This is a genomic window from Micromonospora sonchi (assembly GCF_014646235.1).
Lineage (GTDB): Bacteria > Actinomycetota > Actinomycetes > Mycobacteriales > Micromonosporaceae > Micromonospora > Micromonospora sonchi.
This window is the reverse complement of the sequence record NZ_BMNB01000032.1, coordinates 1-25,557: the sequence shown is the minus strand read 5'-3', so window position 1 is coordinate 25,557 and position 25,557 is coordinate 1. Positions and strand designations below refer to the sequence as shown.

Sequence of the window (25,557 nt, the reverse complement as noted above, 5' to 3'; positions counted from 1 at the left end):
AGATCTTGCCCCCTGCCCGACCGTCCACGTTGCTAAGCTGCCCGCCATGATCACGGGCGATGCGGATGCGGACCTGCGGCGGCTGGTGGCCGATCCCACCTTCCCCCATCAGGATGCCGCCCGGCACGCGATGCGGTTCCGCGCATCCGGTGACGTGACGGACCTGGTTGCGATCCAGGACGATCCACAGCCCTGTGACGTCACCGACGTGGTTTTCGCGCTGGCCGGATCGAAGCGGCCGTGGCTCAACTGGGTGCCGATGCCGAGCGAGGCGATCTCCAACGTCGCCAACGAGATCGGTAGTCGCCAGGCCCAAGGTGAGCAGCTCAAGGTCACCGGCCTCGGGCTGTCCGCCGCGGAGCCGGCCAGTGCGATGACCGCCTGCCGTCGGATCGCCGGCCCGATTGAGATCGGCATCTCCGAGTTTCCGGCTCCGGACATCCGGAATCCCGTTCGGCAGGGTCGGTACGCGGTCTGGCGGTACGACGGCGAGGAGCCGGTGCCGGCCGTGCCGGCGCCGTCGGCTGCCGCGGTCAAGCTCCTGCAGGAGGTCGGCGGGGAGCCGTGGCCCTCGATCCTGTCCGGGTACCTCCAGGCCGCGCCGCTCGGCGAGCTGCCGCTGGACGACCTGCTCGGGCTGCTCGCGCACCTGCCCGAAGCGCCGGACAGCCCTCGCTGGCAGCACCTGGCCAAGTCGACGCCGACGTACTGGTACCGGCTCGTGCAGCCGTGGGCGTGCCTCGGCATCCTGCATCACGCCAAGGACGAGCCGTGGTCGACGTCGACCCGGCGCGAGGTACTGGTGGACCTCGCCTTCGGCATCGAGGACTGGGTCGCCGACGCGGCGCTGTTCGCACTCGTCACCGCTGCGTACCGCGACCCAGCGGTGCGCGAGGAGGTACGCCAACTCGTCCGGGCCCGCCTCGATGCGGCGGTGGCGGCGGATCGGATGGTCACGATCGAGGAGTCGCTGGCGCAGCTGATGCTGGTCACACCTGGCTGCAGCGCAGAAGACCGAGCGATTGCGACGGCAGCCCTGGCCAGAGCCGAGCAGGACGACGGGGCGGACGAGGAGGAGCCGGAAGCGGAGCCGGCGCCGCCCAGGAAGCGCCGCTGGTGGCGAGGCCGCAGTTAGCCGTCATCAGCGACGAGCAGACCTGCGCGTCTTGACGCCTACCGGCCCACTAATCTTTGCGTCCTCTCCGTCCACGTGCGACGGCACGACGCGCCTCCCGCAGTCTCCGCAGCACGACATCAAGATCCTCTTCGTCATCGATGTCCACGGAGGTCGCCTCGAGTGCGGCGTACTGCTCGGCTCTGCGCTTCTCCCGGTAGGCAAGCAGGTCGGGCAGCCGAACCCGTCGGTGAGTGCCCACTCGTTCGAACGGGATCCTGCCCTCATCGAGCAACTTGACCACCGTAGGGCGGCTGACTCCCAGCAGATCGGCTGCCTGCTGGGTCGTCAGCGTCAGGGTCCGTGGGGCGACAGTCACCGCAAACCCCTGCTGGAGAGCCTCGACGACCTGACGAAGCACGCCGTATATCTCGGCGGGAAGTTCGACCCGGTCGCCAGGAGCGGTTCCGGCCAGGAAGTACCGCGGCTCCAACGGGCCCCGGCCGGCCTTCTCGTGAGCCTGCATGAAGTCGTGGACCTGAGCCAACCGTCCGTCGGCCTCCGGCAGGTACGTTTCTTCCTTCAGAGCAGCTGCAGTCATGATTCCCCCCTGTCGCAGGAATCGTAACCGCTATTCGTTTCTTGCGTCTATGCTACTCGGGGAATCGGCCGTTCGGGCAGCCGCTCCGCCCGCAGGTGATCAAAGCCGTCAGTTGGCCTCGGCCGCGAGGGGGCCGGGGTACGACGGCAGCCGCCGTACCCCGGCGTCGGATCAGCGGACCGTCAGCGGGCCGACGGCCGGCAGCGGCGCCACCACCGGCGGAAGCTGCTTGGGCTCACCGCGGCGCGGCGTGCCCTCGGCGGCCAGGTCACTCTTGGACGTCTCCGCTCGCTGGACCGCTCCCGACTCCGGCAGATCCTTGAACGGCTGGACGTCGCCCTTGCAGAGCTTGCCCTTCTTCGGCAGCGTCAGTCGGATCAGGTACGCGTCGACCGCCCCGGTCACGCAGGCCGACGTCCCGTACGCGGTGTGCCCCCAGCTGTCGCTGGACAGCAACCGTCTGTTCGGCAGCAGCTTCGAGGTGGCCACCGCCCCGTTGTAGTTGGTGGCCGGATCCCAGTAGTTGCCGACCACCAGCACCGGGCTGACGGTGCGCCGGTTGAACGGGCCGGTGAAGCGGTTCTCGTCGCGTACGGTCCAACTGTCCCGGGCGCAGGGCGCGCTGAGCCATGTCCAGAGCCGGCCGAAGTGCGGGTCACGTTGGTCGGCCTTGGTCGCCCGCGCCGCCCACGAGGCGGCATCCTTCGGGTGGTTGGCGTCGGTGCAGTCCACCCCGAGCAAGGTCTCCAGGCCGTTGTCGTACGGGAAGTCGTAGCCGCTTGGCCAGCAGTTCGAACTTCGCCATCGGGTCGCCGCCGGCCAGCGGGCAGGCCTTGACGCCCGCGGTCCGGCACCGCTTCATGATCTCGCGCAGCGCCTTGTACGCGCCCTGCGCGCTGCGCATCCGCGTCTCCTGGTCGAGGTCGCCGGAGTTGCCGCCGCCGAACCACGCCGTCGCGTCCAACACACCGTCGATCACCACGGCGCGGACCCGGTCAGGGAACATGTTGGCGTAGTACTGCCCGAGGACGCTGCTGTAGCTGAAGCGACGTTCAGCCCCTCGTACGCGCGGGTCTGGTCCTTCACCGACTTGAAACACTTGACCTGCTCGCTGGCGGCGACGCCACGCGGGTCGATCCCGACCACGTCGAACCGGTCGAGCAGCTCGTCACCGAGGAAGTACGGCGCGGCGAGGGCGATGTCCGTGCCCGAGCCGCCCGGCCCACCCGGGTTGACGAAGAGGCTGCCGATCCTGTGCTTCTGATCGCGCGCCTTCACCCGCAGCACGGCGATCTCGGTCGTCGCCCCGTGCGGCTTGTCGTAGTCCAGCGGCAGGTCGACCGTGGCGCACTCGGCGTAGCCGTAGCACCTGTACCAGTCCAGCTCGGGCGTTGGCACGCGGTCGACCCGCAACCGCTCGGCGATGCTGGTGCGGTGTGCGACGATCGCGCCGCCGATCGAGGTCGGGGCGGCGGCTGCGGGCGCGACCGCTGTCCCGGCGAGGAGTGCGCCGGCGAGTCCGGCAGCGGCCAGTGTCCGGATGTGAACGCCTTCCGATCGGTTACGGAACACGTCGGGCGGGGCCCGACCATGGAAACTCTAGGGACACCGGGCAATACGTTTGGTACGATAAAATCGCCATTTCCGACATCGTGCACACGCCTGTAACGACCTCGTCACTTGTTGTGCCGCTATTCCTGCTGATACGTCGCCGCGTGGGCGACCACTGTTGACAGAACGGCGATCGCCGACATTCTGGACGAGTGAGACGCTTCCCCCGGCTCGACGCACGCGTGGTGGCCATGGTCGCGTTGCTGGCGGCGGCCTGGCTGCTGGCGTCGTTGCTCGCCGGACGCCGGCAGGATCTGCTGGGCGTGGCGATGGCTCTGCTCTGCGTCCTGTGCGGCATCGTCGCCGGAGTGGCGGTGGCCGCCGCTCGACAGCGTGACGCCGAGATTCCCCCAGCGGACCCCGACCAGGCGGCCGGATCCACCGGCGTCGAGCCGCCCGGCATCGACGCGGACACGTTGGAGACGCTGGGCGACCGCGAGGCGGTCCGCGCGCTGCGGGACCGCTACCGCGGCAACAGCGGTGGGTGACCCCGCCGGCAACGACCCGGTCGGAGCCGTTCAGCCGCTGGTGAGGGTGGGCGAGACCAGCCCGTCCAGACCTCGTCCGGCCAGGCACCGGTAGGTCGGGTCGAGCTTCCCGTCGGTCGGCGGCAGCACCTCGAGGTTCCACCCGGTCGACTGCTCGGCCCCGCTGACCAGCCGGAAGGTCTCCTCGTTGCAGATCCGGCGCACGGTCGGGTCAGCGACGACCTCGTCGTGGTCGGCGTCGAACAGGGCGTCGGGCAACTCACCCTGGGCGTAGCTCTCCCAGGTGTGCCGCGTGTCGCACGGCACCTGGCTGGCCTCGGCCCGCCGGCCGCGCACCTGCACCGGCCCGAAGCACTCCAACTCCGCCGCGCACCCGGCGCCGGTCGGCAACGCCTCGGGCAGGCTGGCGCAGCCCGGACGGAACGCCCCGCTGGCCGCCGGCCGGACCGGGACGGTGGGTTGCGCCGGCGGGGCACCGCCGGCGGCCCAGGCGCCGACGCCCGCCGAGGCGGCCAGCGCGACCACGCCGGCCGCGCCGAGGAACCAGCGTCGCCGGCGATGGCGATCGCCCGACCTGCCGGAGTCCGCACGGGCAGGCGCCGGAGCCGGCCGGGACGGGGCGGCGGTGCCGGCCGGGGTCGCGCCCGACTCCGCCGGTGTCTCCAACGCCAGGCCGGTGAGCAGGTCGCGCAGTTCCGCGGCGGACGGCCGTTCGCCGGGATCGTTGGCCATCCCGACGCGGAGCACGTCGATCAACTCGTCCGGGATGCCGGGCAGGCTGGGGATCGGCTGGTGGAACATCTCCAGCACGGTGACCAGGCTCGGGTTGCGCTCGGCCTGCCAGCGGGGCGGGCGCCCGTGCATGACCGCGTAGAGCGTGGCGCAGAGCGCGTACACGTCGACGGCTGGCGAGGGTGGGCTGTGGCTGAACATCTCCGGTGGCGCGTACGCCGGCGTGAGCACCTCCAGGGCGACCGAGGCGTCCCGCATCTCGGCGACCACGGCCAGCCCGAAGTCGGCCAGCACCGCTGAGTTGAAGTGCGAGTGGAGGATGTTGGCCGGCTTCACGTCGCGGTGCAGCACGCCGGCGCCGTGTGAATGGGCGATCGCGTCGGCGATCTTGACGCCGAGGTCTCGTGCCTCGACGGCGTCCAGCGGCGAGTTCCGCATCCGCTCGGCGTACGACCCGTCGCAGAGTTCCATGATCAGGTAGGGGTGCTGATCGATGGTGACTCCGACGTCGAAGAGGTCGACCACATGTGGATGGGAGGACATCCGGCCGGCGGCCCGCGCCTCGCGCAGGAAACGCGCCTGATCCCGCTCGCTGACCAGGGTGCGGTTCTCCACCTTGACTGCCACCTCACGGCCCACCGATATCTGGGTGGCCCGGTAGACGGTCGCGTAGCCGCCACGGGCAAAGACCTGCAAATCAGTCAGACCAGGCACAATGGGCGTCGGCAGGGCGCCGGGCGGAGTGTCGGTCACGGTATCGAAAATACCTAACTGTGCGGGCCGCTCAGCGAACCGCATCGGCGGCCGGCTCCACACCCGGCGTCCCCGGCCCGCGCCGGCCGTCCGCCGCCGGGGCACCGGCCACGCCGTCGGCGGTGTCAGCGGCCGGACCCGCCCGGCGGGCGTCCCACCAGAGCCCGGCTGCGGTGGCCACCGCGCCCAGCCCTTCCCAGAGCGCCACCCCGAAGAACCGGCCGGGTGCGACGTCGGCCAGCACCACGAGGCTGAACACGGTGAACGTGACCAGCCGGAAGACCACGGTGAACCGGTAGAACGCGCGCCACTCGGTGGCCGTGGCGAGCAGGTAGTAGACCCCCATGTTGAACGAGGCCATCGACGACGCGGTCATGAAGACACCCGTGTAGTCCCCGGAAGACCGGGTCTCGGGAATCTCGAAGCCGAGCATCGCCAGCAGCGCCTCCGGCCAGAGCAACCCGACCGCGCCCATGACCAGCGCCAGCACGCCGAACACCGCGATCGTCCAACCCGCGACAGAACGCGGCAGCCTCATCTGAACCCCTCCCCAGCGCCGTCACGACCGTCGATACCGACCGCCGCGTGCGGTGTTCACGCTAGCGGCCATCACCGACATGACACATCACCGGAACCGACAGACCCACACCCACCGGCCATGCACGGGTGGCTCAGCCAACGGCCCGTAGGCGGTCTCGCAACGCCTCGGCGGCGGCCCGCTCGCTGCGTTGCTCGGTGGCGTACGCCAGGCGGACCGCCTCGTCGGCGCAGGCCGACGCCTCCGCCAGTTGGTCACCTGCGGCCAGCGCCTCGGCGAGCACGCTGGTTGCGATCACCTGGCTGCGGACGTCCTCGGCCGGCAGGTTCATCGCCCGACCGGCCCAGTCCAGCGCCTGCTCGAGCTGCCCGTGGGCGAGCAGCGCCGAGGCGTAGCGCGCCATCGTCTGCCGGCGCGAGAACAGCAGCGAGGGCGTGGTGGCCGCGGCGGTGGCGACCGGGGCGAGCAGCCCGACCGCGGTGCCGGAGTCGCCGGCCGCCAGCCGGGCCGTCGCCAGCAGCACCCGGGGCGCGACCTGCGCCGGCGCCTGCGGGTTGTGCGGCTCCACCGTGGTCAGCACCGCCAGGGCGTCGCGCTCGGCCGCGGCCCGGTCGCCCATGTCCAGGGCCACGAAACCGCGCAGCGTGCCGGCCATCCCGGTGAGCAGCGGGTGAGCGGTCCGGCGGGCGTACGACAGCGCGTCGGTGAGCAGGTCGGCGGCGTGTTCCGGCTCGCCGAGCCCGCGGGCCACCACTCCCCGGACCACCAGCGCGAAGCCCTGGCCCCAGTCGTCCGAGGCGGCGGCGAACTCCCGGTACGCCCGGCGCGCCTCCCGGTCGGCGTCGGCCAGCTCACCCAGTTCGGCGTTGGCGTACGCGTCGACCGCCCGCAGGGTGCCCACCGCCCAGGCCTCCCCGACCCGTTCACCGAACGGCAGGAAGATCCGGGCCAGCCGGCGCGCCTCCCGCAGGCGACCGGCGAGCAGTCGGGCGAACGCGGCGGTGCCCCGCAGCCACGCCCGCCCGTAAGGGTCCTTCAGCTCGGCGAAGAGCCGGGCGGCCCGGCCGAGCACCGCATCCGTACCGGCGAAGTCACCCCGGGTGGTGGTCACCCACGCCAGATTCTGCAACGACCACGCCTGCCCCCGGCGGTCCCGCACCGCCAGGCTGACCTGGTACGCGGCGGCCAGTCGGCTGCTCGCCTGCCCCAGCCGCCCGGCGAGGAAGTCCGCCATGCCCAGCCGGCGCATCGCCGAGGCCCGCAGCGTGGGCAGCTGGGCGTCGGTGGCCACCTGCAACGCCTCCCGCCAGGAGGCTTCCGCCCGCGACAGGTCGCCCATCACCTGCTGGGCCTGCCCCGCCAGCAACAGGGCGCTGGCCCGGACGTCCGCCTGGTCACCGGCGTTCGCGGCGATCTTCTCGGCGTAGGCGAGGGCGTCGGTGGCCCGGCCGACCTGGAGCAGCGCCCGGGCATGCACCACCCGGTCCGCGGCCGGTACGGCGTCCACGCCCGTCAACTCGGCGGCGCGTTCGGCGTACTCCACCGCCAGCGCCGGCTCGCCCGCGTGCAGCGCCCGGCGGGTGGCCCGCCCGAGCGCGGCGACGCCCAGCGGCGCCACCGCCCGGGCCGGCGCATCCGGACGCAGCGTGACCGCGTCGGCCAGCGCGGTGGCCCGCTCGACGTGCTCGGCCACGAAGTCGTCGCGGGTCGCCTCGGTGAAACCACCCGGGCCGGTCACCGGGCTGCCCGCAGCGCCCGTGGGCCCCTCCTGCGGTTCCGCCCAGCGGGCCAGCGCGGCGTGCCGTTCGGCCAACTCCGCCTTACTCACCCCGGCGTACGCCGCCTCCCGCATCAGTGGGGTGGCGAAGGCGTACCCGGTGCGGGTGCGATGCAGCATGCGGCGTTGCAACAGTTCCTCGACCGCCCGGTCCAGCTCGACCGCGGCCACCGCGGCCGGCCGGCCGTCACGACCGGCGCGCTGCTCCCGCAGCGCCTCCAGCGCGCCGTCGGGCACGGTGTCGCCGACCACCGCCGCGTCCCGCAGCACCGCACGCGCCTCGGCGGGCAGGGCGTCGATCCGGGCGGCGAGCACCGCCGCGAGGTCTCGGGAGAGCAGCCGACTGCCCAGTGAGCCGGGCACCAGTCGCCAGCCTTTGCCCACCCCGGCGGTCAGCGCGCCGCGCTCCATCAACAGGGTGACCAGCTCGGCCAGGTAGAACGGATTGCCCTGGGCGGTGGCCAGCAGCCGGTCGGTGTCGGCCTGGGGTAGCCGCCCGCCGCCGAGGTAGCTGGTCAGCAGCCGGGCCGCGTCGGCGCCCCGCAGCGGCGGCAGCGGCTGCACCTCGGCGTCCGCGACCCGGGTCAGGGTGCCCGCGGCCCGGACCAGTTCCGGGCGACCCAGCAGCAGCACCAGCACCGGACCGTTGAGCCGGGACAGCGTCGCCTCCAACGCCCGGATGGTCTCGGCGGTGGCGTCGTGCAGGTCGTCCACCACCATCACCAGCGGCGCCTCCTCGGCGAGCGCGCTGATCAGGTCGGCCACCGCGTTCGGCACCGCGTCGACGTCGCTCGCCGGCTGGGCGCTGCTCCAGTCACCCTGGTCGGTGGGGCTGCCGGCGGGTAGTTCGGCGTACCCGAGCAGGGCCAGCACCTGATCGACGGCGATCGGGACGGGCTCGCCGCGCGCGCGGCTGAGCCGCTGCCCGAGCCGACGCAGCCGCTCCTCGACGGCCGGGCGGGTCATCGCGGTGGCCGCGTCGTTGGGCAGCCCCGTCGCGGCACGCACCAGGTCGGCGAGGGGGGCGAGCCGGCGGCGTTCGCCGAACGCGGCGCAGCGTACCGAGAGCACCCGGGCGCCGGTGTGCGCGGCGTACCGGCCCGCGCCCACGTCGTAGCCGGCGGCCAACCGCTCCACCTCGGCGGCGAACCGGGACTTGCCGATGCCCGCCTCGGCGGTCATCAGCATCACCCGGGGTTCGTTCCGGTCGATCACCTCGGCCAGCCGTCCGGCCACCCGGCCGATCTCGGTTTCCCGGCCGACGAAGGGGGCCTCGTCACCGAGGCCCGAGCGGGTGCCCGGCGCGTCCAGCAGGCCGAGCAGTTCGTACGCCTCGACCGGCTCGCGCTTGCCCTTGAGCCGCAGCGGGCGCAGCGCCCGCCAGCTGGCCACGTGCCGGGTGGCCGCGGCGGTGCGGGCCCCGGCGTAGACCGCGCCGACGGCGGCGGCGTCGGCCAGCCGGGCGGCGGTGTTCACGGTGTCGCCGATGACCGTGTACTCGATGGCGGCCTGGATGCCGGCGATCACGTCACCGGTGTTCAACCCGACCCGCAGGCCCAGCGGAGCGCCACCGCCACGCTCGTCGTCGAGCACCCGACGGACGGCCCGCTGCATGGACAGTGCGGCGCGCACCGCGCGCTCGGCGTCGTCCTCGTGCGCCACCGGGGCACCGAAGACGGCCATGATCCCGTCACCGGTCAGCTTGTCGACGTGCCCGCCGAAGGTCTTGACCGCGCCGGCAAGGGCCGCCAGCACCCGGTCGGTGACCGCACCGACGCGTTCCGGGTCGAGATCCTCCGACCAGGAGGTGAAGTCGGACAGGTCACCGAAGAGCACGGTCACCACCCGCCGTTCGGCGGCGGGCAGGATCGCGGCGGCGGGCAGCGCGGCGCCGCAGTTGTGGCAGAACCGCGCGCCGGGTACCGCGACGGTTCCACACACCGGGCAGGTCACGGTCGGTCCAACCCCGCGTCGTCGTCGCCGGATTCCCGGCCCAGATATTCCAGTTGGGCGCGCACGGACCATTCCGCCGCCCACCACAGCGAGCGGTCCACGTCGGCGTAGACCTTGGCGACCACCTCGGCCGCGGTCCGCGCCCCCGCGTCGAGCGCCGCCCGGACCTGGTCGAGCCGGGCGCGGCGGTGGGCGAGGTAGAAGTCGGCGGCCGCACCGCAGTCGGCCAGCGCCGGGCCGTGCCCCGGCAGCGCAGGAATCCCCCGGTACGTCGAGAGCAGTTCCAAGCTGCTCAGGTAGTCACCGAGGTGACCGTCCGGGTGGGCGACCACGGTGGTGCCGCGTCCCAGGATGGTGTCGCCGGTCAGCACCGCCCGCCGGCCGCCGTGCTCGACCAGGAAGCAGACCGAGTCGGCGGTGTGCCCGGGGGTCGGCACGACCCGGATCCGCAGACCGTGCCCGTCGACCCCGGCATCGTCCAGCGGCGGGCCGCCGACGCTGTGCGCGGGATCGGCGGCCCGGACGGGCACCCCGCCGAGTAGTTCGTGCAGGTGCCGGGAGGCCTCCGTGTGGTCCGGGTGCCCGTGCGTGATCAGCACCAGGCCGATCGGGCCCCGCTCGGCGATCGCCGCCAGATGCCCCTCGTCGGCCGGTCCCGGGTCGACGACCAGAGCCGGCTCGCCGGGCGCGGCCCGCAGCAGCCAGGTGTTCGTGCCGTCCAGCGTCATCGGCCCCGGGTTGGGTGCCCGCAGCAACGTGACCCACTCCGGTAGTTCGCCGGCGAGGGCGGTCACCGCCCCCGTCACATGCCCTCCCATGGCTGCGATCGTACGACCCCGCCGGCGGAGTTCCGCGATCTTGCAGTTCTGGCCCCCGATTCGCCCTCGTTGAGGGGCGTTCGTCCGGACAGAAACTGCAAGATCGCGGGGAAGGTCAGGAGACCTCGACGATGACCTCGATCTCGACGGGGGCGTCCAGGGGGAGTTCGGCGACGCCGACCGCGCTGCGGGCGTGCCGGCCGGCCTCGCCGAAGACGGCACCGAAGAGATCCGAGGCACCGTTGACGATGGCGGGCTGGCCGGTGAAGCCGGGTGCGCTCGCGACGAAGCCGGTCAGCTTCACGATCTTGACGACGTTCTCCAGGCCGACCAGCGAGTCGACCGCAGCGAGCGCGTTGAGGGCGCACCGCTGAGCCAACTGCTTGGCCTGTTCGGCGGAGACGCCGGCGCCGACCTTGCCGGTCGCCAGCAGCTTCCCCTCGGCCATCGGCAGCTGCCCGGAGACGTACACGTGCTGTCCGGACTGCACCGCCGGCACGTAGCTCGCCACCGGTGGCACCAGCTCCGGCAGCTTCAGCCCGAGTTCCGCCAACTTGGCGTGCGGGCCGGCGCTCATGCCTTCGGCCGCTTCAGGTACGCGACGAGCTGCTCCGGATTCGGCCCCGGTACGACGGAGACGAGTTCCCAGCCGTCCTCGCCCCAGTTGTCGAGGATCTGCTTGGTCGCGTGGACCAGCAGTGGAACGGTGGCGTATTCCCACTTCTGCATAGGGCTCCCTCGTGGCGTGGACACTTCGGGCACAGCCTACGGTCCGCCACCCGGACGCGAAGCGGGACGCGGTTCCGGCGCGGTCGACAACTCGCCGCAGGGGCCCCGATGGTCGTACGGCTGGGGGCACCGGGTGCGGTCGGGCAGCAGCAGGTCGCAGAAGACCCGGTGTCGATTGTTCTGGTCGTCGGCGGTCGACACCTCGGTCTCGCCGGCGTCCAGCTCGGGCAGGAAGTTCAGGGAGGTGGCCACCCGGCCGGCCAGGGCGGTGGCGGCGGCCAGGTCGGTCACCCGGATGGGCAGGTGGATGACGTATCCCGGGCTCTCCTCGTCCCGACCGGTGGCCGGCTCGCACGAGACGACCGGCGCCACCGGACGCGCGTACGAACGTTCGTTGACGGGTGGCCGGCCGGAGAGATTCTCATCGGCCGTCCGGCTGCCCCCTCGGGCCCCCGTCGGGAATTGCGTTCGGGGGGTGTTGTTCGTGTCGCGCATGCACTGCCTCCGGGCGTCGTACCTGGTCACGGCGCCGCCCGACGGCCCAATCCGCGGTTCGCGACCGGGCCGGGGCGTGCCGGAGCGACGGTAGGGCCGACATATCAACCACATCAACACCGACGCGCACGCCTGCTCTCCTTCGGTCACATTTGCGACACCGCGGCAGCGGGGTGCCGATGGTGCCGCTCGTCCGCGAGATTCCGTCCGTTGCGAACGAGCCTTCACGATCCCTCGGCACCGCCGCCGCGGACCGTTACTCTTCCGGTCTGGACGGGCGCCCGGCCCGGCCGACCCGATCCCACGCGCACCGCCACCGCGGGGTGACGCGCCCGACCCGGGAGTACGCCATGACCCAGCCACCCGCCGGCGGCCCGACCGGCCCTGCCGGCCTTCCGGCCCCGTCCGGTGCGGCCCCTGGACCTGGCGACCGCCGGGGAGGGGCTCGGACGGCCTCCCTCGCCCTGGCCGTGGTGCTGCTGCTCTGTGCCGGTGGTGGCGTGGCCGCTTTCCTGACGCTGCGCAACGCCGAGTCCGGCGAGGGCGCACCGGAGCCGTCGGTGGCGGTCGACGACTTCCTCACCGCCGTGTATCAGGAGCGGGACGCGGCCAAGGCCGCCCGCCTGGTCTGCGGCGCCGCCCGCGACCAGGACCAGATCCGAGGCAAGGTCGCCGAGATCGAGACGTACGTCTCGACCCACCAGAATCCCCGGTTCCGCTGGAACACCCCGACCGTGGACAACGAGACGGGTGACCGGGCCACGGTCACCACCACGGTGACGGTGACCACCGCCGACGAGAAGATCACCGATCAGGACCTGCGCTTCACCGTGATCCGCAGATCCGGCTGGTGGGTCTGCGAGGTCTCCTGAACCCGGCGGGTGGATACGCTCGACGGGTGGGAGCAGCGCAGCACCCGGCCGATCGGGCCGGCACCGATTGGCCCGCCCGCCTGCATGTGGTGACCGGCAAGGGCGGCACGGGCAAGACCAGTGTGGCGGCGGCCCTGGCCCTGGGTCTGGCCGCCGACGGCCGACGCACGCTGCTGGTCGAGGTGGAGGGGCGCCAGGGCATCGCCCAGCTCTTCGGCACCGAGCCACTGCCGTACGCCGAGCGACACCTGGCCGACGCGCCCGGCGACGGCAAGGTGTACGCGCTGGCGGTGGACGCCGAGGAGGCGTTGCTGGAATACCTGGACATGTTCTACAAGCTCGGCGCCGCCGGCCGGGCGCTACGCAAGCTCGGCGCGATCGATTTCGCCACCACCATCGCCCCCGGCCTGCGTGACGTACTGCTCACCGGCAAGGTCAAGGAGGCCACCACCCGCACGGTCGATAAGCGGCGGGTCTACGACGCGGTGGTGTTGGACGCCCCGCCCACCGGCCGCATCGGCCGGTTCCTGAACGTCACCACCGAGACCGCCCGGCTGGCCAAGGTGGGCCCGATCAAGACCCAGAGCGAGGGCGTCTCGGCCCTGCTGCGCTCACCGATGACCGCGGTGCACGTGGTGGCCCTGCTCGAGGAGATGCCGGTGCAGGAGACGATCGACGCGATCTCCGAGCTGACCTCGCTGGGCTTCGGCATGGGACGGGTGATCATCAACGGTGCCCGGCCACCGCTGCCGTCGGGGCGCCTGGTCACCGAGGCGGAGCTGGCGCGTGGGCTGCGCGCCGCCGGGCTCCCGGCCGACCAGCGGATCGTCTCCGGACTGCACGACGAGGCACGCGACCAGGCCATCCGCCGGGAGCTGGAGGATTCGCTCCGGGCCGACCTGGTGGAGTTGGGCGTGCCCCTGGTGGAGCTGCCGTTGCTGCCCGACGGGGTGGACCGCGCCGGCCTGGACGTCCTCTCCAGGGCCCTCCTCGGCGGCGACTGACTCACACCTGAGGTCGGGCCTGCCGCGCGGGCCCGCCGGGCCCGATACGCTCGATTGGTGCCTTCCGACAACGCCGCGCCGCCGCTGGACGTCGACCAGATCCTGGCCGATCCCGGGGTACGGATCGTGGTCTGCTGCGGGGCGGGCGGGGTGGGCAAGACGACCACGGCCGCCGCGTTCGCGCTGCGCGCGGCGGAGCAGCACGGGCGGCGCACGGTGGTGCTCACCATCGACCCGGCCCGGCGACTGGCCCAGTCGCTCGGGCTGACCGAGTTGGACAACACCCCCCGGCAGGTCAAGGGCATCGACGTCGAGGACAGCGGCGGCGAACTGCACGCCATGATGCTCGACATGAAGCGCACCTTCGACGACGTGGTGCTCGCGCACACCGATCCGGCGAAGGCGGGGGAGATCTTCGCGAACCCCTTCTACCAGGCGATGAGTTCCACCTTCTCCGGCACCCAGGAGTACATGGCCATGGAGAAGCTCGGCCAGCTGCACGCGCGGGGCGAGTGGGACCTCATCGTGGTGGACACCCCGCCGTCGCGGTCCGCGCTGGACTTCCTCGACGCGCCGGCCCGGCTGTCCCGCTTCCTCGACGGCCGGATGCTGCGGCTGCTGCTCGCCCCGGCGCGCACCGGTGGGCGCAGCGTCTTCAGCCTCGTCACCGCGTCCTTCGGCATGTTCTCCCGGGTCGTGCAGAAGGTGCTCGGTGCCCAGTTGCTGACCGACCTGTCCGGCTTCGTGGCCGCACTCGACTCGATGTTCGGTGGGTTCCGGCAGCGCGCCGAGCAGACGTACCGCATCCTGCAGGCGCGGGAGACGGCGTTCCTGCTGGTCGCGGCGCCGGAGCCGGACGCGGTCCGGGAGGCCGCGTACTTCGCTGGCCGGTTGCGCGAGGAGCAGATGCCGCTCGCCGGCCTGGTGCTCAACCGGGTGCACCGCCCGGCGGTGCCGGAGCTGGGCGCGCCGGAGAGCAGGGCGGCCGCCGAGCGGCTGGCCACGGCCGGTGGGCACGAGGGCGTCGTCGAGGTGCTGCGGGCCCATGCTGCCCTGGCCGAGCAGGCGGTACGCGAGCAGCGGGTGGCGGCGCGGTTCACCGAGACGTTTCCGCAGGTGCCGACCGTCTCGGTGACGGCGCAGCCCGCCGACGTGCACGACGTCGACGGGCTACGGACGATCGGCGCGGCGATCAGCCGCTCCTGACCGCGCCGGTCAGGTGCTGGTGGTGGCGGCCAGGAGCCGATCCTTGCCGGCCTTGTCCTTGGCGTTCTTCTTCATCGCCGCCTCGAACATCTTCCGCCAACTGGTGACCTGCGGGTGGCGGCGGAGCAATGCTCGACGTTCGCGTTCGGTCATGCCACCCCACACGCCGAACTCGATCCGGTTGTCCAGCGCGTCGGCCAGGCACTCGTACCGAACTGGGCAGCTCCGGCAGATCCGCTTCGCCACGTTCTGTTCGGCGCCCTGTACGAACAACGCGTCCGGGTCCCCGTTCTGACATGCCGCCAGTGACGGCCAGTCAGTGATCATGCCCATCTGTACACGTCCCCCCTTGCAGTACTACCGACGCCGTCGCGGGCCAGCCGGCATTTCTCCCCCCGAGCGTCCGCGCGCCTTACCCCCAAGGCAGCACGGACGACATGTGGCGCTGTCGCCGCCCCCATCATGCTCTGTAGTCGTCTGATTACGCAACGTTGTCGGCCAAATCCATCATTTCGGACAGTCCCGGCCTGTCGGGCGCGGGATCGTCGCTTACCCCACCGGAGTCCAGGAAAACGCTGCGGCCGGGCTCCCCGGAGAGGAAACTCGGCGCGGATTCACGCAACCGGACGCCGCTGCCACGCGTCTAGCACAACGAGGCCGGCGCGCGCAGGAAATGGGGAAAAGACGCCCCAGCGCCCCTCGTTACCTGTTCGCGTACTCTGTCGAGGTGACCTGGATGCGGAAACGTGACCACAACATTCTGACCAACGCCGCATCGCTGCTGATCTGTGGATTGTTGGCCGGCGTGGTGGTTGCCGCTGCGGCCTTCCCCGCCGTGGCGATGTCGGGCCTGGCCGCGAAGGCCGGTGCGGACACCTTCGGCGCGCTGCCGAAGGAACTGACGATGGCCCGCGCACCCCAGATCAGTTATCTGCTGGCGAAGGACGGCAAGACACCACTGGCCACGATGTACGACGAGAACCGGCGCGAGGTCAAGTTCGACGCCATCTCGCCGCACATGCGCAACGCCATCGTCGCCGCCGAGGATCACGAGTTCTACAAGCACAACGGGGTCGACCTCAACGGCGTCGCCCGTGCCTTCGTCAACAACAGCTCGGCGACCAACGACCGGCAGGGCGCCTCGACGCTGACCATGCAGTTCGTCCGGATGAGCATCGCGTACTCGGCCACCCACCCGGCCGACGTGATCGCCGCGACCGAGGACACCAGCGCCCGGAAGCTGCGCGAGATGCGGTACGCGCTCCAGGTGGACAAGGAAATGTCCAAGGACGAGATCCTGGAGGCCTATCTCAACCTCGCCGCCTTCGGCAATGGCGCATACGGCGTCTACGCCGCCAGCCAGGTCTACTTCAACAAGCCGCCGAAGGACCTGAAGATCGAAGAGGCCGCCATGCTGGCCGGCCTGGTCAAGGCACCCACCTCGTTCGACCCGACCACCGAGAACGGCCGCCCACAGGCGCTTGCCCGACGTAACTACGTCATCGACAACATGGCCAAGATCGGTGCCATCACCGAGCAGGAGGCCGAGGCGGCCAAGGCGACCGAACTCAAGGTCAAGGACAAGCGGACGCCCAACGGCTGCGTGGCTACCAGCAAGAACTCCTGGGGCTTCTTCTGCGACTACTTCTACCGCTGGTGGATGTCGCAGGAGACGTTCGGCTCGACCTCGTACGACCGGGAGCGGCGGCTCAAGAGCGGTGGCTACACGATCGTCACCACGCTGGACACGCAGGCGCAGAAGGGTGCCGACAAGGCGGTCCGCAAGGCCAAGTCGGTGAACTCCAAAGAGGCCGTGATGATCGCCGTGGTGGAGCCCGGCACCGGCCGGGTGCGCGCGCTGGCAGTCAACCGGAACTTCAAGCTCGACAACCCGAAGAATCCGAAGAACAAGCCGCACAGCGACCCGGTCCAACGGAACCGGGACAAGCGCGGCAACTACCCCAACACGGTGAACCCCCTGCTGACCGGCGGTGACGGGCTCACCGGTTACCAGGGCGGTTCGGTCTTCAAGATCTTCACCATCGTGGCCGCGTTGGAGAAGGGCATCCCACTCAGCTACACGATCGACGCGCCGCAGCAGTTCAAGTCGGAATACATCATCAGCAGCAGCAGTCCGGCCGCCTGCACGGGCACCAACCTCTACTGCCCGACCAACTCGAACAAGCAGCCGGGCGGCGTGAAGGACATGCGCAGCGCCTTCTCGGCCTCGACCAACACGTTCTTCGTTCCGCTCCAGCAGCAGGTCGGCGCGGAGAACGTGGTCGACGCGGCCAAGCGCCTGGGCATCCAGTTCCGGGACAGCGAGGACGCGAAGTTCGCCAACAACAAGGAGGCCGCGCACCAGTGGGGCGCCTTCACCCTCGGCGTGTCGCAGACCACCCCGCTGGAGCTGGCCAACGCCTACGCCACTCTGGCCGCCGACGGCAAGTACTGCGAACCGATTCCGGTGCAGGAGATCCGCGACCTGGACGGCAACAAGCTGGACTTGGCCAACCCGCGCTGCGAGAAGCGGTTCAGCACGGACGTGGCCCGGGCGGCTGTTGACGCGGCCCGCTGCCCGGTCGGCGACAATCCCTCAGGCGGCAGTTGCGGCAGCAGCCGGACGGCCGCTGAGGGTCGGTCGATCGTGGGTAAGCCGATCGCCGGCAAGTCCGGGACCACCGACGCGGAGAAGGTCGCCTCCCTGGTCGCCATGACCAAGCAGTACGCGGTGGCCGGCATCCTCGCCGACCCCGACTGGCCGCAGACCAACGTCAGGATGAAGCACAAGACCGCCGACGGCATCAACTGGCCGGTCTTCGAGACGCTGCGCGACGCCATGCAGGGCAAGAAGGGGATCAACTTCGACCCACCGGGCAGAAAGATCTCCGAGGGTGACCAGCGCAGCATCCCCGGCGTCCGATGCCTGAGCGTCGATCAGGCGAAGCAGCGCCTCTCCGGTGCCAGCTTCCAGCCGATCGTCTCCGGCAGCCGGATCGCCTCGGAGTGCCCGGCCGGCACCGCCGCCGGCACCAGCCCGAGCGGTCGCACCATCAAGGGCGGCATCGTGACGATCCAGGTCAGCGCCGGCGGCGGCAGCAACGACGGCGGTAACGGCAACGATCGGCAGGGGAACGGACCGCCCAACGGGCCCGGGAACGACCGGTCGGGCGGCTGATTCCACCCGCAACTCACGTCGAACGGGCGGGCTCCTCGATGGGGCCCGCCCGTTCGGCGTTGTCGTGGCTCGGGCCGACGGCTGCTCCGGCGGCGAGCGTCGTCAGAGGCCGAGCTGTCGGCGTACCTCCGTGGCCACCCGACCACCCTCGGCCCGGCCGGCCACCGCGGCCTGGGCCGCCTTCATCGCCGGGCCCATCTGCGCCTTGCCGGTGAACCCACCCCCGGCGAGCGCCCCCGCGACCAGCTCGGTCAACTCGGCGTCGGAGAGCTGCTTCGGCAGGTAACGCTCCAGCACCTCACCCTCGGCGGTCTCCCTGGCGGCCTGCTCGGCGCGGCCCGCGTCGGCGAAGGCGGTCGCCGCCTCCCGGCGCTTCTTGGCCTCCTTGGTCAGCACGGTCAACACCTCGTCGTCGCTGAGTTCCCGCTTGGCCTTGCCGGACACCTCGGCGTTGCCGACGGCGGCCAGGGCCATCCGCAGCGTGGCGGTGGTCAGCTCGTCGCGGGCCTTCATGGCGGCGCGCATGTCGGCGGTGAGGCGGTCCTTCAGCGTGCTCATGGACGGTCAAACTACTCTGATCGGCATGGGAAAGCGCACATTATTCCGGCTCGCGACCGCCACCGTCGCGACGGGCGCCGCCGCCCTGGCGTACGCGTCACTCGTCGAGCGCAACATGTTCACCCTCCGGCGCTTCGATGTCCCGGTGCTGTCCACCGGCACCGAACCGCTGCGCGTGCTGCATCTATCGGACCTGCACATGACCCCCAACCAGCTACGCAAGCAGCGGTGGGTCGCGTCGCTGGCCGCCCTCGACCCCGACCTGGTCGTGGTGACCGGGGACAACATGGCCCACCCGCAGGCGGTGCCGGGCGTGCTGCGCGCGCTGCAACCCCTGCTCGACTACCCGGGCGCCTTCGTGTTCGGCTCGAACGACTACACCGGCCCGGTCTGGAAGAACCCGTTCACCTACTTCCTGCCGGACCGGGAATACACCGAGGGCGTGGAGCTGCCCTCCGAGGAGCTGCGCGACGTGCTCACCGGGGCCGGCTGGACGGACCTGAACAACCGGCGCGTCACGGTCAAGGCCGGCGGCCGGGCGATCGACATGGTCGGGGTCGACGACCCGCACGTCGAACGGGACGACTACGCCTCGGTGGCCGGCCCGGTCGACACCACGGCGGACCTCGCCATCGCACTCACCCACTCCCCCGAGCCGGCGCTGCTCGACGAGATGGCCGCTGACGGCTTCGGGCTGCTGCTCGCCGGTCACACCCACGGCGGCCAGGTCTGTGTACCCGGCGTGGGAGCGCTGGTGACCAACTGCGGCCTGCCCCGGTCGATGGCGAAGGGCCTGCACCACTGGCCCGGTTCGGATTCCTGGCTGCACGTCTCCGCCGGCCTCGGCACCCACCCGACCGCCCCGGTCCGCTTCGCCTGCCCGCCCGAGGCCAGCCTGCTCACCCTGATCCCCCGCTGACGCTGTTGATCCACTCCGTTCCGCCGACGTGGTGGGATCCGCCTCCCGCCGATACCGCCGTTCCGGCGGAACGGAGTGGATCACGACCTCGTGGGTACCGAGTTTGACCGTCGGGACGGGTGGGCTACTATTTGTCGGCACGCCTCGGGGTGTGGCGCAGCTTGGTAGCGCGCTTCGTTCGGGACGAAGAGGTCGTCGGTTCGAATCCGGCCACCCCGACCAGGTAAGAGGGCACACCCCATCGAGGGGTGTGCCCTCTGGTGCTTTGTACAGCAGGGAAGTACAGCAGCGGGTCCTTGAGGGTGCGGGCGGACGGCGTGTCACCGCAGCACCGGCCGAGCGCGCAGCACCGCCGTCTCGGCTCCGGGCGGCGGGCGTCCTTGCCCTGGGCGCAGCACTGGCAGGTGCGCGCCACCTCGTTGATCCAGGTCTGCACGTCGCGCACCTGGAGCCGATCGAGCCGCTTCCCACCGAGGCCGGGGATCACGTACAACCGGATGATCGTCTCGTACGTGGCGCAGGTCAGCGGAGCGAGGTTGGGCCGCACCACCTCCCGGTGCCAGTAGGTCAGGTAGTCGCCCAGGGTCGGCACCCGGGTGGCGACCGGCCCGACCTTGGCCTGCTGGTGCAGCTTGATCCACTTGTCGTGGACGGCCTCACGGGTCGGGCCGTAGACATACTTGCGGGTCCGCTTGCCGTCCGGCTTGGTGACCTAGACGTACGCGGCGAAGCCGTTGCGGTACGGGAAGATCGAGCCTTCCCCGTTGGCGCGGGTGCGGGCGGGCATCAGGCGGCCTCCTGCCGCTCGACCTGCTCGCGGACGTACTCGTCGACCCACTCGGGCAGGACGCGGCGGTACTTGCCGTCTTTGATGGAACGCAGCTCGCCGGTGGCGATCTTCATCTTGACCTTGGACAGGCCGAAGCCGAGCAGCACGGCGACCTCGGCGGGCGAGTACCAGCGCGGGGTGAGGTGCCGGGTCATGCCGCCACCCCCGACCACGCCTCGTGGGCGAGTTCCTCCCGGCCGACGCGTCGGCGTTCCCGGCGTTGGGCGGCGGCGGTGTTGGCGAGCAGGGCGTCCCCGTCGGTCAGCCAGCCGGAGCCGACGAAGGCCAGCGTGCCCACGGTGACCGTGTCGGCGGCGTCGCCGCTGTCGGCGGTGTCATCGTGCTCGGCCCGGCGGTAGGTGGCGCGGGTGTCGCGGAGCAGGCCGAAGGTGACCGAGTAGCGGCGGGCCTTGGTGAGGAAGTGGCCGCCATAGCCGAGCATGTGCGCCCATCGGCGTAGCCCGGCGTAGGCGTTGGGTGTGGTGTCAAGGCCGGCTTGACGCTCGCCGGCCGGGGCGACGGTGCGGGAAGTGTGGTGATGAATGGGGCGGCCGAGTCGCCAGCAGGCGTCGATGAGCCGGGCCAGGTGGTTGCCCTCCGGGTCGGCGTAGGCGTCGACGGTGTCCGGGGTGAGCCGGGTGGAGCAGTGGCCGGTGATCTCGGTGGACTTGGTGGCGTACTTGGCGAGGTAGGCGGCCACCTTCCCGTCGGTCACGTCGCCGTCGCTGGCACCGATGCGGCGTACGTCGACCTGCTCGCCCCAGGCGACCTGCCAGCCCTGCGGGCCGTCGGGGTGCGGCGGGGTGACGACGGTGATCTGCCGGGCGGCGGCGTGGACGGCGGCGTCGAGGTCGTCGACGGTAATGCCGGCCGGCGGCGGCACCAGGGCGTCCCGGTCGTCGGGGTCGACGCCGTCGAGGCGCAGCAGGACGTGGAAGTGCACCGCGCCCCGCCGTTGCATCTCGGCGACCTTGCCGTGGGACACCCGCACCGGCGGCACCCGGCGCACCCGGCCAGAGTCGGTGCTGACCTGGACGTGGGGAATGCCGCGCCGACGGCACAGGGCGGCGAGGTGGCGTTCGATGGCCTGTTTGGTGCGTCGCCACAGTTCGCCCGAGAAGTAGTTCCAGACGACCTGGTGGTCGTGGTCGTAGCAGTCCAGGCACAGCGGTCGGCCGAGCTGCGGATCGTCTGCGTCGTGGCGGGCGAAGCAGGCCGCGGACTGCCCGTGCGGGCAGGTGCCGGCGATGCTCCGGGCGCGACAGGGTGCCGGCCGGCAGTCGCATCGCCGCCGGTCGGCGCAGGTGTGACGGGGAATGTGCCGGCGGTGCACCGGGCCGAAGGATGGCGCGGTGAAGGTGGCGAAAACGACCGGATGCGCGGCGACACTGGTGGGGACGGTCTTGCCGCCGGTCAGGCCGCAGCGGACCACGTGGAAGGCGTCACCCGCGTAGACCCAGGCACAGTCCGGGCACTGGGCGGCGCGGCGGTTGCCGCACGCCTTGTACAGCGTCCGGTCGGGCAGCTCGTCGGTGTGCCGTTGTTCCACAACGCGGCCGGTCCCGGACTCGACAGCGGTGAGGGTGCCAGCCAGGCGGATCGGGCGGGTGCAGGCACCGGCGGCGCGGGTGTGCTCAAGCCAGCCGAAGAAGTCCGGGGCGGCGGCGCGGTGCAGAGCCTGGACGTCACGGCCGGCGGCGAGGGTGGGCAGGGCGAACACAAATTCTCCTCAAGGGGTGGCAGGGACGGGCGACGAACTGCCACCGGACGCCGGAGCGGTATCCGTCGGTGGTGTTCGTGGTGTCTCCTGGCACCGCCGGAGAGGGCGGCTCACGCCGGAGGGCGGGCACAGGCCATCGGCCTCGGACCGCCGCTGATCTGGGTTCTTCCGGTCGCTGGACCTTGGGTGATGCCGGGACGGGTGGGGTGCCTGGTCGTCGGCTTCCGGCGGGCTGCCGCAGGCGATCCCCACCCGTCGAGGTGCGCGAATCCGAGGGCCATCGTGGACGGCGAGACAGGCTGTGCTGGGCCGCTCAGCGGATTCCAGGCCGGCGCAGCGGCCGGTGTAATCGAGAGCCGGCGGGACGTGGCCCGCATCAGCGGCAAGAAGGCCGCTCGGCAACTCCGAAGTCGAGTTCAGCGATCCGGCGGGAAGGCCGCGCTGACGTGCTCGACGAGCGCCAGAGTAGCACCGGGTACCGGCACGTCAACCCGTCGTGACCCCGCAGGGCGGCCGGCTGCCGGCCGGTGTGGGAGGACTTTCTGTACATCTATCAAGGCGGCCCTGAACGGGCCGCACGCGCCGCCGCCTGGGCGCGCGTCCGTCGCTCCGCTGGCGCTCCGACTCCGGCCACGCAACACGCCCGGCGGCTGGCGCGGAGAGCGGAAAGCCCGGTGGGCCGCCGCAGCACGACAGCAGCGTTGACCGGGTTGTGGTGGGCCGGGCAGCCGGCCGGGCCGCGCGGCCACGAGCCCGCGCGGCGTAGGGGAGCGCACGCCAGCCGCGTCGGCGAGTTGGCGGCGGTCGCGGGGGCTGCGGCTACTGCGCCTCCGGCGGGGGCGCTCCGGCTCCAGGATGGCCGGGGCTCCGCTGGCGGGTCACGGTCCGTGGGTGGTTGCGGTGGAGCCATCCCGCCCGCCATCGACCCGGGCAAGCCGAGCAGACCACCGCCCGACCCGCCAGCGTCCGTACGAGCCGTCAAGGTCCGCTTGACGTGGCGGGCCGGGCGGCGGCCCGCTCCCCAGGAGGGCGGGTCGACGGCAGACGGGATGGATCAAGTAGCTCGGTTGTCTGGCATTGGTACCTTCGCGGTTGCCACTTTGATCGTAAACCTCTGTGGAGGCGGCTTTGGGTCGGCGTAAGGGGTCGGGTGGTCGGCAGCGTGCTGTCCCTGCTGCAAACCCGAATGAGTCGCCTCGGTCCCCGCGTCATCAAAGTCAAGACATCTCATCCTTGCTGGCGAGGCTGGAGGCCCTAGAGGCAAGCGCGGTTCGAAATCGCCCCAGATGGTATCGAGAAGCTAGTGTGATCGTTGCAATCCTGGCAATGGTTGTTTCTGCTGTCGTGGCATACGTCACGTATGGTCAGAGCCAGGAGCAGCAAAAAGTAGCTGTTAGAACTGAGCTGGGACAGATAATTCAACGCCTTCAAGCGTTGTCTGCGCGAGGGTCGGCCGATGAGCTGAAGGACGATGACGGAAATCTTATTGCCTACTCCTACTCCGGCGACGTGAATGCGGAAAACCTGGCGCTTGCCGAGCAGGCTGCTGTTCTTGTTGAGAAAATCCCAGGTGGGGGCCTCCCTTCGGAATACCTGGTGATTGCCGACGCCTTTCGTTTCTCGGATCAGTACATACGAGCCATTGATGTAGCCGAGAGAGGGCTAGTGCGTGCTCCCAATTCAACGATCCGGAACGGCATATTGCGACTTCTCGGTGACTGCTACTTCCAATTGGGGGATCCAGTGGAGGGTAGGAGGCAGTTCGAGCGAGCATTGAAGCTGGATGAATCTGAACAAATAAGCATCAAGCAGCGCTCCCAAGTAGGCACCCGGACATTCTGGGCAGAGACGGAGCGGCGAGCTGGAAACTGCACTGAATTCCAGGATCAAGTTCGCATGGCGCGAAAGCTCATTGAACAAATGCCGGACCCTGCATATCGCAGGCAGGCGGCGCGCAGTTTAGACATGATCGATGTCGAGTGCCCCTGATATTAGCTGGCGCTGAAATGGAGTCAAGGAATAGTAGCTACCGGAGCGTTGTTGATCTGCGCCGTCACGATCCGCACCAATTGATCCCTGATATCCATAAGGTGGCGCGCCAGCTCGTCAAGCGTCAGAGGATCGGCCGGATGTCGTACGTGCGTCTTGTAGTGAAGCAGCTCCCACTCCTGCCCCGGGCCATTGTTGACCCACATCGCGTGGACTACCGTGTGACGCCTGCCGAGGAGTTGGGCAGCAATGTCGACAGCAGGCAGATAAGCATCGCGATAGACCGGTGCTGCTACTTCGATGGCGCGATGAGCGGCTCTTAGCGGCTCTCCAGGTTTGGCCAGGATCTTGAAGACATCGCCGTCAGTCTGGGTGGCCCCGATCCAGGCAAGGATGAGTTCCAGGTCGCCGGCTGCGATCGTGACACGCCCGACGGCCGCGATCACCTCGTCGGGTAGCCCGTTCATCTCGCGCCTCCTTAGCGGCCATCAGAGTTGGACCGGCACCCGTCCTCCGCCATGCCCGTTGCGTGCCCGATGCAGAGGTCAACATTGGGATGCAGCGGTACGCCGGGAGCCCGGCAGGCGGAACACTACGTGCTCGTTCGCCAGGTCGCACAGTCACCCATCGTGTAGATCAAACCGATTCCCAAGCTGACAGTGGGCACCTTCAGGCTGTCGACGCTCGCGGCCCCTCGCTACGTTCCGAGTTGCCCGCAGTGGGGCTGGCCGCGCGTGCCATCCCGAATGACCATGAGAGATGCTTCGTGAGTTGCCCCAGGCGGGAGTGCTTGGGCCGAGTACTCACTGGAGGGCTTGCCGTCTGCGCTCGCACCCCGGATTCCAGTCAGAAAGGATGAGGTCTCTTGGGCAACTAGGAAGACGACAACACGGAAGCGCTGGTTCACGTCGCTTTCGCTGCCAAATGTGTCCGTCGCATGCCATCGGCCGTTGTCTTCGTAGGTAGCTTGCGCGAAGTTGTATTTTCCGCCTGGAGAGATGTGGGCCATCCACAGCGTCTTGCCCTTGATGCGGGGAGCGGAGCCCCGCAGCGTGGCACACCTCGACAGCGTTCCTGACTCGGGAACGTCGATTTGGATCTTCTGTCGATCTTCGCTCGCAGTGCCGGGGATCTTCCAGTCGAAGACGTCTCTGGCAAGCGCACCGACAGCAACGATCAGTGCCACGAGTTCGATCCAGGCGACAGTGCGCGCCGGAAGCAGCCTGCGCCTGCGCGTACGTGGTGTGGTCACGCCGTGACTGTAGATCTGGCCTGCAAGCCTTCGACGGCCTCGCTACTGGACGACACCGGCTGAACAAACCGACGTAGACGCCCTGTGCGGGTGTACATCACAACAACCTTTCGGTAGCGGTTGGCTAGTGCGACCCGGCTCCCCACGACGGAAGGCGCTCACCTTGGGCGAGCGGTCCGACGGATCACATGATCCGGAACAGGCACGGAACGATCAAGTTCCCTCTTCGCGCCAACCGACCTATTGTGCCTGGTAGAGCTACCGACCCGTAGGTTGCCGCTAAACCGTTCCTAATACGGCAGCCGCCGTTTGAGATTTCGCTGCTCGGAAGGGCTGGACGCGAGGCGGCCACCGCGTGATCGTCTGTGCGTTGTGGACACAACATCAGATCTTGCGGTGGCCGCGTGCCACAGCGTAGCCG

General features: G+C 70.4%; 25 protein-coding genes, 1 tRNA gene and 1 pseudogene. 9 read left to right on the top strand and 18 right to left on the bottom strand.

All coding sequences use genetic code 11. The annotated features are described in order from the left end of the window. Nucleotides 1-46 precede the first annotated feature (46 nt). Complete coding sequence (locus tag IEY61_RS25565) at nucleotides 47-1,135, top strand: hypothetical protein (protein WP_189048746.1); 1,089 nt, start codon at nucleotides 47-49, stop codon at nucleotides 1,133-1,135. 49 nt (nucleotides 1,136-1,184) lie between these two features. Here IEY61_RS25565 and IEY61_RS25560 read toward each other — a convergent pair whose 3' ends face one another. The 4 genes from IEY61_RS25560 to IEY61_RS32025 form a co-directional block, all read right to left on the bottom strand. After that, nucleotides 1,185-1,715 (bottom strand): helix-turn-helix domain-containing protein, encoded by a 531-nt coding sequence (locus tag IEY61_RS25560; RefSeq protein WP_189048744.1) that lies wholly within the window; start codon nucleotides 1,713-1,715, stop codon nucleotides 1,185-1,187. A 171-nt stretch (nucleotides 1,716-1,886) separates the two neighbouring features. Then, a complete protein-coding gene (locus IEY61_RS32035) occupies nucleotides 1,887-2,447 on the bottom strand; it encodes an alpha/beta hydrolase (protein ID WP_308424596.1) in 561 nt (186 codons plus the stop codon). After that, nucleotides 2,371-2,721 (bottom strand): hypothetical protein, encoded by a 351-nt coding sequence (locus IEY61_RS32030; RefSeq protein ID WP_308424595.1) that lies wholly within the window; start codon nucleotides 2,719-2,721, stop codon nucleotides 2,371-2,373. Before IEY61_RS32030 ends, IEY61_RS32035 begins: the two co-directional genes overlap by 77 nt. Continuing rightward, complete coding sequence (locus IEY61_RS32025; RefSeq protein ID WP_308424594.1) at nucleotides 2,691-3,287, bottom strand: hypothetical protein; 597 nt, start codon at nucleotides 3,285-3,287, stop codon at nucleotides 2,691-2,693. Before IEY61_RS32025 ends, IEY61_RS32030 begins: the two co-directional genes overlap by 31 nt. Before the next feature lie 191 nt (nucleotides 3,288-3,478). Here IEY61_RS32025 and IEY61_RS25550 point away from each other — a divergent pair, with 191 nt between their 5' ends. Then, a complete protein-coding gene (locus IEY61_RS25550; RefSeq protein ID WP_189048742.1) occupies nucleotides 3,479-3,814 on the top strand; it encodes a hypothetical protein in 336 nt (111 codons plus the stop codon). 30 nt (nucleotides 3,815-3,844) lie between these two features. On the opposite strand, the gene IEY61_RS25545 is transcribed toward IEY61_RS25550, so the two are convergent. The 7 genes from IEY61_RS25545 to IEY61_RS25515 all read right to left on the bottom strand — a co-directional run bounded on the left by IEY61_RS25545 (nucleotide 3,845) and on the right by IEY61_RS25515 (nucleotide 11,609). Then, nucleotides 3,845-5,299, bottom strand: coding sequence for a serine/threonine-protein kinase (locus tag IEY61_RS25545; protein WP_189048740.1), 1,455 nt, complete (start codon nucleotides 5,297-5,299; stop codon nucleotides 3,845-3,847). Between the two features lie 31 nt (nucleotides 5,300-5,330). Beyond that, nucleotides 5,331-5,837 carry a hypothetical protein gene (locus IEY61_RS25540; RefSeq protein ID WP_189048738.1) on the bottom strand — a complete coding sequence of 169 codons (507 nt, stop codon included), beginning with the start codon at nucleotides 5,835-5,837 and terminating at the stop codon, nucleotides 5,331-5,333. Nucleotides 5,838-5,970: 133 nt separating this feature from the next. Further along, a complete protein-coding gene (locus IEY61_RS25535) occupies nucleotides 5,971-9,567 on the bottom strand; it encodes an adenylate/guanylate cyclase domain-containing protein (protein WP_189048736.1) in 3,597 nt (1,198 codons plus the stop codon). Beyond that, complete coding sequence (locus IEY61_RS25530; RefSeq protein ID WP_189048734.1) at nucleotides 9,564-10,385, bottom strand: MBL fold metallo-hydrolase; 822 nt, start codon at nucleotides 10,383-10,385, stop codon at nucleotides 9,564-9,566. Before IEY61_RS25530 ends, IEY61_RS25535 begins: the two co-directional genes overlap by 4 nt. Nucleotides 10,386-10,500: 115 nt before the next feature. After that, nucleotides 10,501-10,962, bottom strand: coding sequence for a RidA family protein (locus IEY61_RS25525; RefSeq protein WP_189048732.1), 462 nt, complete (start codon nucleotides 10,960-10,962; stop codon nucleotides 10,501-10,503). Then, nucleotides 10,959-11,114, bottom strand: a complete 156-nt coding sequence (sp36, locus tag IEY61_RS25520; protein ID WP_013736319.1) for a Sp36 family protein — start codon at nucleotides 11,112-11,114, stop codon at nucleotides 10,959-10,961. The genes IEY61_RS25525 and sp36 overlap by 4 nt, the downstream gene beginning before the upstream one ends. Before the next feature lie 36 nt (nucleotides 11,115-11,150). Further along, nucleotides 11,151-11,609, bottom strand: coding sequence for a hypothetical protein (locus IEY61_RS25515; protein ID WP_189048730.1), 459 nt, complete (start codon nucleotides 11,607-11,609; stop codon nucleotides 11,151-11,153). Nucleotides 11,610-11,959: 350 nt separating this feature from the next. On the opposite strand from IEY61_RS25515, the gene IEY61_RS25510 reads away from it, so the two are divergent. The 3 genes from IEY61_RS25510 to bagB are packed head-to-tail and all read left to right on the top strand — an operon-like array spanning nucleotide 11,960 to nucleotide 14,691. Then, nucleotides 11,960-12,481: an Rv0361 family membrane protein gene (locus IEY61_RS25510; protein WP_189048728.1), complete on the top strand. Its 522-nt coding sequence runs from the start codon at nucleotides 11,960-11,962 to the stop codon at nucleotides 12,479-12,481. Between the two features lie 26 nt (nucleotides 12,482-12,507). Then, complete coding sequence (gene bagA / locus IEY61_RS25505) at nucleotides 12,508-13,485, top strand: ATPase BagA (RefSeq protein WP_189048726.1); 978 nt, start codon at nucleotides 12,508-12,510, stop codon at nucleotides 13,483-13,485. 54 nt (nucleotides 13,486-13,539) lie between these two features. Beyond that, nucleotides 13,540-14,691: an ArsA family ATPase gene (gene bagB, locus IEY61_RS25500; RefSeq protein WP_189048724.1), complete on the top strand. Its 1,152-nt coding sequence runs from the start codon at nucleotides 13,540-13,542 to the stop codon at nucleotides 14,689-14,691. A gap of 9 nt (nucleotides 14,692-14,700) precedes the next feature. Here the strand turns inward: bagB and IEY61_RS25495 are convergent, their stop codons facing one another. Continuing rightward, entirely contained in the window at nucleotides 14,701-15,024 is a 324-nt protein-coding gene (locus IEY61_RS25495) for a WhiB family transcriptional regulator (protein WP_189048722.1), read from the bottom strand. Between the two features lie 403 nt (nucleotides 15,025-15,427). Between IEY61_RS25495 and IEY61_RS25490 the strand changes: the two genes are divergently transcribed. Beyond that, the gene (locus IEY61_RS25490; protein WP_189048719.1) at nucleotides 15,428-17,869 is read left to right on the top strand and encodes a penicillin-binding protein; all 2,442 of its coding nucleotides are present in this window, start codon (nucleotides 15,428-15,430) and stop codon (nucleotides 17,867-17,869) included. 102 nt (nucleotides 17,870-17,971) lie between these two features. On the opposite strand, the gene IEY61_RS25485 is transcribed toward IEY61_RS25490, so the two are convergent. Beyond that, nucleotides 17,972-18,427, bottom strand: a complete 456-nt coding sequence (locus IEY61_RS25485; protein ID WP_189048717.1) for a GatB/YqeY domain-containing protein — start codon at nucleotides 18,425-18,427, stop codon at nucleotides 17,972-17,974. A gap of 25 nt (nucleotides 18,428-18,452) precedes the next feature. Here IEY61_RS25485 and IEY61_RS25480 point away from each other — a divergent pair, with 25 nt between their 5' ends. Next, the gene (locus IEY61_RS25480) at nucleotides 18,453-19,346 is read left to right on the top strand and encodes a metallophosphoesterase (RefSeq protein WP_189048715.1); all 894 of its coding nucleotides are present in this window, start codon (nucleotides 18,453-18,455) and stop codon (nucleotides 19,344-19,346) included. Between the two features lie 145 nt (nucleotides 19,347-19,491). Continuing rightward, a tRNA-Pro gene (locus tag IEY61_RS25475) sits at nucleotides 19,492-19,568 on the top strand. 70 nt (nucleotides 19,569-19,638) lie between these two features. Here IEY61_RS25475 and IEY61_RS25470 read toward each other — a convergent pair. The 3 genes and pseudogenes from IEY61_RS25470 to IEY61_RS25460 all read right to left on the bottom strand — a co-directional run. After that, a pseudogene (locus IEY61_RS25470) lies at nucleotides 19,639-20,133 on the bottom strand (N-terminal phage integrase SAM-like domain-containing protein); the annotation flags it as partial. Beyond that, nucleotides 20,133-20,330 carry an excisionase family DNA-binding protein gene (locus tag IEY61_RS25465; protein WP_189048713.1) on the bottom strand — a complete coding sequence of 66 codons (198 nt, stop codon included), beginning with the start codon at nucleotides 20,328-20,330 and terminating at the stop codon, nucleotides 20,133-20,135. The pseudogene IEY61_RS25470 and the gene IEY61_RS25465, both read right to left, overlap by 1 nt. Next, nucleotides 20,327-21,886 carry a replication initiator gene (locus IEY61_RS25460; protein ID WP_373293216.1) on the bottom strand — a complete coding sequence of 520 codons (1,560 nt, stop codon included), beginning with the start codon at nucleotides 21,884-21,886 and terminating at the stop codon, nucleotides 20,327-20,329. The genes IEY61_RS25465 and IEY61_RS25460 overlap by 4 nt, the downstream gene beginning before the upstream one ends. 1,314 nt (nucleotides 21,887-23,200) lie before the next feature. On the opposite strand from IEY61_RS25460, the gene IEY61_RS25455 reads away from it, so the two are divergent. Further along, nucleotides 23,201-23,884 carry a tetratricopeptide repeat protein gene (locus IEY61_RS25455; RefSeq protein ID WP_189048708.1) on the top strand — a complete coding sequence of 228 codons (684 nt, stop codon included), beginning with the start codon at nucleotides 23,201-23,203 and terminating at the stop codon, nucleotides 23,882-23,884. Nucleotides 23,885-23,907: 23 nt separating this feature from the next. On the opposite strand, the gene IEY61_RS25450 is transcribed toward IEY61_RS25455, so the two are convergent. Both IEY61_RS25450 and IEY61_RS25445 read right to left on the bottom strand, forming a co-directional pair. Beyond that, nucleotides 23,908-24,351 carry a hypothetical protein gene (locus tag IEY61_RS25450; RefSeq protein ID WP_189048706.1) on the bottom strand — a complete coding sequence of 148 codons (444 nt, stop codon included), beginning with the start codon at nucleotides 24,349-24,351 and terminating at the stop codon, nucleotides 23,908-23,910. 230 nt (nucleotides 24,352-24,581) lie between these two features. After that, on the bottom strand, nucleotides 24,582-25,136 hold the full coding sequence (locus IEY61_RS25445; RefSeq protein WP_189048704.1) for a hypothetical protein: 555 nt from the start codon (nucleotides 25,134-25,136) through the stop codon (nucleotides 24,582-24,584). Nucleotides 25,137-25,557 lie beyond the last annotated feature (421 nt).

What these genes read in the sequence shown, in the direction of transcription:
- IEY61_RS25565 (WP_189048746.1), top strand. Translation starts at nt 47, where the DNA reads ATGATCACGGGCGATGCGGATGCGGACCTGCGGCGGCTGGTGGCCGAT.
- IEY61_RS25560 (WP_189048744.1), bottom strand. Translation starts at nt 1,715, where the DNA reads ATGACTGCAGCTGCTCTGAAGGAAGAAACGTACCTGCCGGAGGCCGAC.
- IEY61_RS32030 (WP_308424595.1), bottom strand. Translation starts at nt 2,721, where the DNA reads ATGTTCCCTGACCGGGTCCGCGCCGTGGTGATCGACGGTGTGTTGGAC.
- IEY61_RS25540 (WP_189048738.1), bottom strand. Translation starts at nt 5,837, where the DNA reads ATGAGGCTGCCGCGTTCTGTCGCGGGTTGGACGATCGCGGTGTTCGGC.
- IEY61_RS25530 (WP_189048734.1), bottom strand. Translation starts at nt 10,385, where the DNA reads ATGGGAGGGCATGTGACGGGGGCGGTGACCGCCCTCGCCGGCGAACTA.
- IEY61_RS25525 (WP_189048732.1), bottom strand. Translation starts at nt 10,962, where the DNA reads ATGAGCGCCGGCCCGCACGCCAAGTTGGCGGAACTCGGGCTGAAGCTG.
- sp36 (WP_013736319.1), bottom strand. Translation starts at nt 11,114, where the DNA reads ATGCAGAAGTGGGAATACGCCACCGTTCCACTGCTGGTCCACGCGACC.
- IEY61_RS25515 (WP_189048730.1), bottom strand. Translation starts at nt 11,609, where the DNA reads ATGCGCGACACGAACAACACCCCCCGAACGCAATTCCCGACGGGGGCC.
- IEY61_RS25510 (WP_189048728.1), top strand. Translation starts at nt 11,960, where the DNA reads ATGACCCAGCCACCCGCCGGCGGCCCGACCGGCCCTGCCGGCCTTCCG.
- IEY61_RS25495 (WP_189048722.1), bottom strand. Translation starts at nt 15,024, where the DNA reads ATGGGCATGATCACTGACTGGCCGTCACTGGCGGCATGTCAGAACGGG.
- IEY61_RS25490 (WP_189048719.1), top strand. Translation starts at nt 15,428, where the DNA reads ATGCGGAAACGTGACCACAACATTCTGACCAACGCCGCATCGCTGCTG.
- IEY61_RS25485 (WP_189048717.1), bottom strand. Translation starts at nt 18,427, where the DNA reads ATGAGCACGCTGAAGGACCGCCTCACCGCCGACATGCGCGCCGCCATG.
- IEY61_RS25480 (WP_189048715.1), top strand. Translation starts at nt 18,453, where the DNA reads ATGGGAAAGCGCACATTATTCCGGCTCGCGACCGCCACCGTCGCGACG.
- IEY61_RS25465 (WP_189048713.1), bottom strand. Translation starts at nt 20,330, where the DNA reads ATGACCCGGCACCTCACCCCGCGCTGGTACTCGCCCGCCGAGGTCGCC.
- IEY61_RS25450 (WP_189048706.1), bottom strand. Translation starts at nt 24,351, where the DNA reads ATGAACGGGCTACCCGACGAGGTGATCGCGGCCGTCGGGCGTGTCACG.